The 8,675-nt window shown below is 63.3% G+C and carries 9 protein-coding genes (1 of these 9 cut by a window edge); 5 read left to right on the forward strand and 4 right to left on the reverse strand.

Annotation, left to right across the window (positions count from 1 at the left end):
• Positions 1-1,108: the 3' portion of a peptidoglycan DD-metalloendopeptidase family protein gene (locus KF827_RS18965; protein ID WP_291009005.1), read on the forward strand. 497 nt of this gene lie to the left of the window's left edge; only the last 1,108 of its 1,605 coding nucleotides appear in the window; its start codon lies beyond the left edge, outside the window; the stop codon is at positions 1,106-1,108.
• 22 nt (positions 1,109-1,130) lie between these two features.
• Positions 1,131-1,520, forward strand: coding sequence for a hypothetical protein (locus KF827_RS18970; protein WP_291009007.1), 390 nt, complete (start codon positions 1,131-1,133; stop codon positions 1,518-1,520).
• Here the strand turns inward: KF827_RS18970 and KF827_RS18975 are convergent.
• Positions 1,510-2,457: a LysR substrate-binding domain-containing protein gene (locus KF827_RS18975; RefSeq protein WP_291009010.1), complete on the reverse strand. Its 948-nt coding sequence runs from the start codon at positions 2,455-2,457 to the stop codon at positions 1,510-1,512. The two genes, KF827_RS18970 and KF827_RS18975, sit on opposite strands and share 11 nt — an antisense overlap.
• Positions 2,458-2,568: 111 nt before the next feature.
• Between KF827_RS18975 and KF827_RS18980 the strand changes: the two genes are divergently transcribed.
• Entirely contained in the window at positions 2,569-3,186 is a 618-nt protein-coding gene (locus KF827_RS18980) for a glutathione S-transferase family protein (protein ID WP_291009013.1), read from the forward strand.
• A 32-nt stretch (positions 3,187-3,218) separates the two neighbouring features.
• Entirely contained in the window at positions 3,219-4,151 is a 933-nt protein-coding gene (locus tag KF827_RS18985; RefSeq protein ID WP_291009016.1) for an EamA family transporter, read from the forward strand.
• Here KF827_RS18985 and KF827_RS18990 read toward each other — a convergent pair.
• The 3 genes from KF827_RS18990 to clpB all read right to left on the reverse strand — a co-directional run bounded on the left by KF827_RS18990 (position 4,130) and on the right by clpB (position 7,708).
• Positions 4,130-4,651 carry an SRPBCC domain-containing protein gene (locus tag KF827_RS18990; RefSeq protein ID WP_291009019.1) on the reverse strand — a complete coding sequence of 174 codons (522 nt, stop codon included), beginning with the start codon at positions 4,649-4,651 and terminating at the stop codon, positions 4,130-4,132. The two genes, KF827_RS18985 and KF827_RS18990, sit on opposite strands and share 22 nt — an antisense overlap.
• A complete protein-coding gene (locus KF827_RS18995) occupies positions 4,638-4,982 on the reverse strand; it encodes a metalloregulator ArsR/SmtB family transcription factor (protein ID WP_291009022.1) in 345 nt (114 codons plus the stop codon). The genes KF827_RS18990 and KF827_RS18995 overlap by 14 nt, the downstream gene beginning before the upstream one ends.
• Positions 4,983-5,119: 137 nt before the next feature.
• Positions 5,120-7,708, reverse strand: coding sequence for an ATP-dependent chaperone ClpB (gene clpB, locus KF827_RS19000; RefSeq protein ID WP_291009025.1), 2,589 nt, complete (start codon positions 7,706-7,708; stop codon positions 5,120-5,122).
• A 359-nt stretch (positions 7,709-8,067) separates the two neighbouring features.
• Here clpB and KF827_RS19005 point away from each other — a divergent pair.
• Positions 8,068-8,675, forward strand: a 608-nt coding sequence (locus KF827_RS19005; RefSeq protein ID WP_291009028.1) for an electron transfer flavoprotein subunit beta/FixA family protein, incomplete at its 3' end; no start/stop codon positions are given.

Genomic DNA, 8,675 nt, shown 5'->3' on the forward strand with positions numbered 1-8,675 from the left:
CGCCCAGCCCGATGAGTCGCAGCGCGCCATCGAGGCACTGGGCCGCAAGTTCAATCCGCGCCGCCTGCAGGTGGGCCAGGAAATCACCCTCACCTTCGAACGCCTGGGCAGCGAATCCCTGCGGCTGTCTGAAATGGCGCTGACCCCCAGCGTGGAGCGCGAAGTCAGCGTGGTGCGCGATGAAGGCGGTTTCATCGCCAATGAAATCATCCGCTCTTTCGATATCGTGCCCGGCCGTATCGGCGGCGAGATCAGCGACAGCCTCTATAATGCAGGCCTGGAAGCCGGCCTTACGCCCAGCCTGCTCAGCGAGTTCATCAAGCTGTTCAGCTTCGATGTGGACTTCCAGCGCGAAGTGCAGCCCGGCGACAGCTTCATGGTCTATTTCGAGCGCCATCTCGACGATCAGGGCAGGCTGGCCAAGACCGGCCGCATCATATCGGCGGCGCTCACCCTGTCTGGCCGCGAACTGCGCTACTACAATTATCGCCCCAGCGATGGCGGCGAAGAGGATTACTTCAACACCCAGGGTCAGAGCGTGAAGAAGGCGCTGCTGCGCACGCCGATCGATGGCGCCCGGCTCACCTCGGGCTTCGGCCGGCGCAAACACCCCATCCTGGGCTACAGCCTGATGCATAAGGGCGTGGATTTCGGCGCCGCTACCGGCACGCCGATCCAGGCCGCCGGCGAAGGCACCGTGGAATTGGCCGGCTGGAATGGTGCCTATGGCAATTATGTGCGCATCCGCCATGGCAACGGTTATGCCACTGCCTATGCCCATATGAGCCGCATCGGCGTGAAGAATGGCCAGCGCGTGCGCCAAGGCCAGATCATCGGCGCCGTGGGCACCACCGGCCGCTCCACCGGCCCGCATCTGCATTACGAAGTGATGGTGCAGGGCCAGCAGGTGAACCCGATGAATGTGCGCTTCCCCTCCGGCCGCAAGCTGGAAGGCAAGGAACTCGCCAAATTCCGCCAGCATATCGAGCTGATGGATACCGAGATCCGCAAGACGCCGGAATTGCTGGCACTGGGTGGCGGCGCGGGCAGCAGCGCGGGCGGCAGCGCGGGCGGCAGCACTGGCAGTAGCGGCGCTTCGAACAACTGAGCCACGAAAGCATCGTTGCCACATGAAAAGCCGGGCGGGCACCATTCGTTGGTCTTTGCTGCCGGCCCTGGCCTTGCTGCTTTCGGGCTGCGCCACGCCGGAATGGACGCACGAAAAGAATATCTGCGCCACGCGGTATTACGCTGAAATTCCGGCCGTCTATTCCCAGGTGATGGTGAACAAGACGCGCTATATCCAGGTGCCCGACGGCAATGTCACCTGCACCACCAGCGGCTCGGGCAACACCACGACAACCAACTGCATTCAGGGCACCCGCTCGGAAGCCGTGCCTTACACCGCCGTGGAAACCGTGGATTTGAACAAGGACCAGCGCGATGCGGCGATCAAAAGCTGCGCCGCTTCTGCCTGCGTGGCGAAATACGGCAACCCGGATTGCCGGATCAGCAAATAAACGCCGCAAACGGCTTCATATCGGGCTGAATTCTCTGCGCCAGCAGCCAATCGAGCACGGCGCGCAGCAATGGCCGGCGAAAATGCGCCTCCGGCGCCACCACATGATAAGCCCAATCGGCCTTCCAGCTTTGCTGGCCGATCCGTACCAGATGCCCGCGCGCAAGCAGATCGCCCAGATGCGGCGCGCGGCCCAAAGCCACGCCTTGACCGGCAAGAGCCGCCGCCAGCAACACGGATGAATCCGTAAAGCCTATCCCGGCGGCCGTCTCTGGCGCCGGCAGGCCGATCCGGCGATACCAATTCGCCCATTGCAGCCAGGGCTGCGGCGGCAACGGGCCGATATCGATATCGCTATCGTGCAACAGCATGTGCGGTGCCAGATCGCCAAGATCGCGGCCGCCGAGCCGCATCGCCGGGCTGGCCACCGGATACACATCCTCATCCATCAGGTGATGCGCCACCAAATCCTTGCTGGCGCCCGGTGCCGGGCGCGGCCCGAAGCGGATCACCATATCCACATCCTCGCGCGCAAAGTCGGTCAGCCGCCGCGTGGTATCCAGCTTCAATGCCGTGCCGGGAAAGGCGCGGCGAAAATTCTCCAATCTTGGAATCAGCCAGCCCGAAGCCAGCGCAGGCAACAAGCTGATAGTGACACGTCCGCCAGAAGCCGAAGCCAGCCGGCTGGTGGCTTCGGCCAGGCGGTCCAGCCCGTCGCTCAGGCCCGGAAGATAGGCTCGGCCGGCTTCGGTGAGGGTCAGGCCCTGGGGTGCCCGGCGGAACAGAGCCGTATCGAGCTGCGCTTCCAGCCCCTTCACTTGCTGGCTGATCGCCGCCGGCGTAACGCCGAGTTCAGCCGCCGCCGCCACGAAGCCGCCATGGCGGGCAGCGGCCTCAAAAGCGCGCAGGGCATTCAGCGGTGGTAAGCGGCGACCCATGATAAGAATAGCATAGACTTAGATTATCTATCCCTAAAGCCAATAATTACTGGTTTGCAGAAAAGTTTATCTTAATCAACACTGGGGCGACCCAGAGCTTTAGGGACGATCATGCTGACATTGTATGACTATCAGGATTCCGGAAACGGCTATAAATGCCGCCTCGCCCTAGCCCAATTGGGCCTGCCGCACCGCATCCTGTGGCGGGATATCGACAAGGGCGAAACCCGCACGCCGGACTTCCTGGCCAAGAATCCCAATGGCCGCATCCCCCTGCTGGAGCTGGAAGACGGCACCTGCATTGCCGAATCCAACGCCATCCTGTGGTATCTGGCGGAAGGCAGCGCTTTGCTGCCCGATGATCGCCTGGGGCGCGCCCAGGCGCTGCAATGGCTGTTTTTCGAGCAATATAGCCACGAGCCCTATGTGGCCACGCCGCGCTATATCCTGCGTCATCTCGGCCGCCAGCATCCGCGCATGGCGGAAATGCCCGAGCGCCTGGCCAAGGGCCACGCCGCGCTGAGCGTGATGGAGCAGCATCTGGCGCGCCATGATTTCTTCGCCGCAGGGCGCTACTCGGTGGCCGATATCGCGCTTTATGCCTACACCCATCGCGCCGACGAGGCAGACCTCGATCTCGCGCCCTATCCGGCCCTGCGTGCCTGGCTGGCACGGGTGGCTGCACAGCCCAGACATAGCCCGATGTTCGCCAGCACAACAAACGGATAGCCGCGGCGCCACGAACTGAGTAGACCATCCCCATGACCACACCGGCCCGCCCGATGAATGCCCTTGAATGGGGCATGCTGCTGACGCTTTCGCTGCTCTGGAGCGGCTCGTTCTTTTTTGTTGCCATTGCCATCCGCGAAGTGCCGGTATTCAGTCTGGTGACCGCACGGCTGCTGGGCGGTGCGCTGATCCTGTGCAGCTGGCTGGCCTGGCGTGGCATACGATGGCCGCGCGAATGGGCCGCGTGGCGCGCCTTCTTCGTGATGGGCCTGCTCAACAATGCGATACCCTTTGGCCTGATCGGCTGGAGCCAGAACCATATCCCAAGCGGCCTGGCCTCGATCCTGAATGCCACCACGCCGCTCTGGACCGTGCTGTTTGCGCATTTCGTGGCCGCCGACGAGCGCCTCACTCCGGCCAAGCTGCTGGGGCTGCTTGCCGGCATCCTGGGGGTGATGGTGCTGATCGGGCCGCAAGCCTTCGCCTTCAAGGACGGTGGAAATCTGACGGACTGGCTGGCCCCCTGCGCGGTTCTGCTTGCCACCTGCTCCTACGCGGTGGGCGCGCTCTATGGCCGCCGGTTCAATCGCATGGGCATCCAGCCGATGCTGCCTGCGGCCCTGCAGGGCCTGATGGCGAGCAGCTTGATGCTGCCGGCGGCCTTGCTGCTGGAACACCCCTGGACCCTGCCGATGCCCAGCCCACAGGCGCTGGCCTCGCTGGCAGGGCTTGGCTTGTTTTCCAGCGCCCTGGGTTATGCGCTGTATTTCCGCATCCTGGCCTCGGCTGGGGCCACCAACATCAACCTCGTCACGTTTCTGATCCCGCCCACCGCCATTCTGCTCGGCATCGGTTTTCTGGGCGAAAGCCTGGCGCCCCAGCATATTGCCGGCATGGCGCTGATCGGCCTCGGCCTGGCCGCCATCGACGGCAGGCTTTTACGCTATTTCAAAGTGGCCAGGTAATCGCTGAATTGCTGGAAAGTGCCGCTCCAGCCCTGGGTCATGCTGGCGAACCCGCCCTTGAAGGTGGCGATCTCGGCTTCGCTGGCATCCAGCGCCGTGGTGGTGACGGTGATGCGCGTCTTGCCATCGGCCTCGTCGTCGAACAGCGTCTCGCCCAGCATATGCAGCGGCCAACCCGGCGCCAGCGGATGCCGCGTCACCCCGCCCTCGGCATCGGAAAAGGACGTGACCGTCACCAGCCGGCGCGGCGGCTCGATGGCGCGGAATATCCAGCGCCCCCACATCTCGCTGCCGCCGCCCGGCATTTGCAGGCAATAATGGAACATGCCGCCGACGCGCAGATCCATGCTGCAATGGGTCATCGGAAAACCCTTCGGGCCGAACCAGTTTTTCAGATGATCGGCCTGGGTATACATGCGCCAGACCAGCTCGCGCGGGGCATCCACAACGCGGGTGATGACAAAGGCGGATTCGTCGCCGCCGGCGTCAGTGCTTTTCATCGGATTTCACCTGTTGAAGCTGCTGTAGATAGGTATCGAGCCGGTCGAAACTCTCGTCCCAGAAACGCCGATAGCCGTCGATCCAGCCGGCCACTTCCTGCAACGGCGCGGCTTCCAGCCGGCAGGGCCGCCATTGCGCCTTGTGGCCCTTGGCAATCAGCCCGGCCTTTTCCAGCACCTTCAGATGCCTGGAAACCGCCGGCAGGCTGATGGCGAAAGGCGCTGCCAATTGCTTCACCGAAGCCTCGCCGCCGGCCAGACGCGCCAGAATCGCCCGCCGCGTGGGATCGGCAAGCGCAGCCAGGGTGAGGCTCAGGCGGTCGGCGGACATTTATATTTAACTCATACGTTAATTAACGTATGAGTTAAATATAAGAGAAACGGTCACCGATCAAGATAAAACCGATCAAGATAAAAAAGGGCGGCCCGAAGACCGCCCTTTTCGCTTCATGCATCTACATACGCGCTTCAATGCAGCGCCTGGCCCTGGATTTCCAAGCCATCCGGCCCGGCGGAGACCGCCACCACGCTGCCATCCAGCACCTTGCCTTCCAGGATCAGGCTGGCCAGCGGGTTTTGCAGTTCGCGCTGGATCACCCGCTTCAAGGGCCGTGCGCCATAGACCGGGTCGTAGCCGGAATCGGCCAGCCAGGTCTTGGCCTTGTCGTCCAGGTCCAGCGTGATCTTGCGATCCGCCAGCAGGGCCGTGAGGCGCTTGAGCTGGATATCCACGATGCCGGTCATGTTCTCGCGGCTGAGGCGGCGGAACAGGATGATTTCGTCCAGCCGGTTCAGGAATTCGGGGCGGAAATGCCCGCGCACCACTTCCATCACGCGATGGCGCACCACCTCGTCGATATCCTTGGCTTCCGCCTGGGCGAGATATTCGCTGCCCAGGTTGGAGGTGAGGATGATCACGGTGTTCTTGAAATCCACCGTGCGTCCCTGGCCATCGGTGAGGCGACCATCATCGAGCACCTGCAGCAGCACGTTGAACACGTCCTGATGCGCCTTCTCGACTTCGTCGAACAGGATCACCTGATAGGGCCGACGGCGCACGGCTTCCGTCAACGCGCCGCCTTCGTCATAGCCGACATAGCCCGGAGGCGCGCCGATCAGGCGGCTGACCGAATGCTTCTCCATGTATTCCGACATGTCGATACGCACCATGGCGCTGTCGTCGTCGAACAGGAATTCGGCCACCGCCTTGGTCAGTTCGGTCTTGCCCACGCCGGTGGGACCGAGGAACAGGAAGCTGCCGATCGGGCGATTGGGATCCTGCAAGCCGGCACGTGCACGCCGCACCGCGTTGGCCACCGCCACCAGGGCCTCATCCTGGCCCACCACGCGGGTGGCCAGCTTCTTCTCCATGGTGAGCAGCTTTTCGCGCTCGCCCGACAGCATCTTGTCCACCGGAATGCCGGTCCAGCGCGACACCACGCCGGCGATATCGCTTTCGGTGACCGCCTCGCGCACCATGCTGGCCTTGCCGTCGCCAGCCTTCTCGGCTTCCGACAATTGGCGCTCCAGATTGGGGATCACGCCATAGGACAATTCCGACGCGCGATTCCAATCGGATTTACGCTGCGCCTGCTCAAGGTCGAGCCGGGCGCGGTCGAGTTGCTCCTTCAGGCTCTGGGCCGAGCCGAGCTTGGCCTTTTCGCCCTGCCACACGGCCGTGACGCCGCGCGACTGCTCCTCCAGATCGGCCAGTTCCTTTTCCAGCTTGCTCAAGCGGTCCTTGGAAGCCGCGTCGGTTTCCTTTTTCAGCGCCTCGCGCTCGATCTTGAGCTGCATGATGCGGCGATCGAGTTCGTCCAGCTCTTCGGGCTTGCTGTCCACTTCCATGCGCAGCCGCGACGCTGCCTCGTCCACCAGGTCGATGGCCTTGTCGGGCAGGAAACGGTCGGTGATGTAGCGGTTGGAGAGCGTGGCGGCGGCAACGATGGCGCTGTCGGTGATGCGCACGCCATGGTGCACTTCATACTTCTCCTTCAGGCCGCGCAGGATGGAGATGGTATCCTCCACGCTGGGCTCACCCACGAAGACCGACTGGAAGCGCCGCGCCAGCGCCGCATCCTTCTCGATATACTTGCGGTATTCATCCAACGTGGTGGCGCCAACGCAATGCAATTCGCCGCGCGCCAAAGCGGGTTTCAGCAGGTTGGAGGCATCCATCGCGCCATCGGCCTTGCCGGCGCCCACCAGGGTGTGCAATTCGTCGATGAACAGCACGATCCGGCCCTCGGCGGAGGTGACTTCCGCCAGCACGGCCTTCAAACGCTCCTCGAATTCGCCGCGGAATTTCGCGCCGGCGATCATCGCGCCCAGATCCAGCGCCATCAGGCGCTTTTCCTTCAGGCTTTCCGGCACGTCGCCCTTGGCAATGCGCAGGGCCAGGCCTTCCACGATGGCGGTCTTGCCCACGCCGGGCTCGCCGATCAGCACCGGGTTGTTCTTGGTGCGGCGCGACAGAACCTGGATCGTGCGGCGGATTTCCTCGTCGCGGCCGATCACCGGGTCAAGTTTGCCGTTTTCCGCCGCCTCGGTCAGGTCGCGGGCATATTTCTTCAGGGCGTCGTAAGCCTGTTCGGCATTGGCGCTATCGGCCTTGCGGCCTTTGCGCATGTCCTGAATGGCCTTTTCCAGCGCCTGCGGCGTCACCTTGGCGGCCTTCAATGCGTCGGCGGCCGGGCTGGGCGTGATGGCGATGGCCTGCAGCAGCCGCTCGGCAGCCACGAAACTGTCGCCGGATTTCTCCCGCAGTTGCTCGGCCTGCTCGAACAGGCGGGCAAGCTCAGGCGCCATGTAAAGCTGGCCGGCACCCTGGCCTTCCACCTTGGGCATCTTGCCCAGGGTTTCTTCATTCTGCGCCTTGGCCTTGGCCGGGTCGCCGCCAGCCGCACGCACCAGGCCGGCCGCCATGCCTTCCGGATCGTCCAGCAGCACTTTGAGGATATGTTCAGGGCTGAACCGCTGATGCCCACGGGCCAGCGCCAGGGTTTGCGCCGCTTGCAGAAAACCGCGGGCGCGCTCGGTGAATTTTTCCAAATCCATAACTCACTCCTTGTAGCAGCGACCCATTCACTGCCCCCGGCTTGGCGGCAGGCAGTATCGGGCCCCACGCAGCAGATGTGGGATCGGCCGGATTTTCCACAAGGGGGCGGCAGCGGTTTGAGGCGGATTTTTTCGGGCAATTTTCTTCCGAAACCTGCCGATATCGGGCTATTTCAGGGGCGGCCGGCCCAAGGGGCGGTTCGTTGACAGCCCCCCCGCCGGGTTATAGTGTGCAGCGCGAAAAAACTGACGGCATGCCCGGGTTGACCGGCCTTTCCTGGCTGGCTGGAGCTGTCGCCATAACCCATTTCGTCTCGATAACACCCATTTCGTCTCGATAACAATAGGGTTGCACGTCCATGAAGGTTCTGGTCGCGGTCAAGCGCGTGGTGGATTACAACGTCAAGATTCGCGTAAAAGCGGACAAGACCGGCGTTGATCTCGCCAACGTAAAGATGTCGATGAATCCGTTCGACGAAATCGCCGTCGAGGAAGCCGTGCGGCTGAAGGAAGCCGGCACCGCCACCGAGGTGATCGCCGTCTCCATCGGCCCGGCCCAAGCCCAGGAAACCCTGCGCACCGCGCTGGCCATGGGCGCCGATCGCGGCATCCTGATCAAGACCGACGCCGAAGTGCAGCCGCTGGCCGTGGCCAAGCTGCTGGCCAAGGTGGCCGAGGCGGAAGCGCCGCAGCTGGTGATCGTGGGCAAGCAGGCCATCGACGACGACAGCAACCAGACCGGCCAGATGCTCGCCGCCCTGATGGGCTGGCCGCAGGGCACCTTCGCCAACAAGCTGGCACTTGCCGATGGCAAGGCCAGTGTGGTGCGCGAAGTGGATGGCGGCCTGGAAACCGTGGAACTGAAGCTGCCGGCGGTGATCACCACCGACCTGCGCCTCAATGAACCGCGCTATGCCTCGCTGCCCAACATCATGAAGGCCAAGAAGAAGCCGATCGACGAGAAGAC

This window comes from Ferrovibrio sp. (genome assembly GCF_019636075.1).
Taxonomy (GTDB): domain Bacteria; phylum Pseudomonadota; class Alphaproteobacteria; order Ferrovibrionales; family Ferrovibrionaceae; genus Ferrovibrio.

Excerpts from the sequence above, each read along its gene's own strand:
- KF827_RS18970 (WP_291009007.1), top strand. The coding sequence starts at position 1,131 with ATGAAAAGCCGGGCGGGCACCATTCGTTGGTCTTTGCTGCCGGCCCTG.
- KF827_RS18975 (WP_291009010.1), bottom strand. The coding sequence starts at position 2,457 with ATGGGTCGCCGCTTACCACCGCTGAATGCCCTGCGCGCTTTTGAGGCC.
- KF827_RS18980 (WP_291009013.1), top strand. The coding sequence starts at position 2,569 with ATGCTGACATTGTATGACTATCAGGATTCCGGAAACGGCTATAAATGC.
- KF827_RS18985 (WP_291009016.1), top strand. The coding sequence starts at position 3,219 with ATGACCACACCGGCCCGCCCGATGAATGCCCTTGAATGGGGCATGCTG.
- KF827_RS18990 (WP_291009019.1), bottom strand. The coding sequence starts at position 4,651 with ATGAAAAGCACTGACGCCGGCGGCGACGAATCCGCCTTTGTCATCACC.
- KF827_RS18995 (WP_291009022.1), bottom strand. The coding sequence starts at position 4,982 with ATGTCCGCCGACCGCCTGAGCCTCACCCTGGCTGCGCTTGCCGATCCC.
- clpB (WP_291009025.1), bottom strand. The coding sequence starts at position 7,708 with ATGGATTTGGAAAAATTCACCGAGCGCGCCCGCGGTTTTCTGCAAGCG.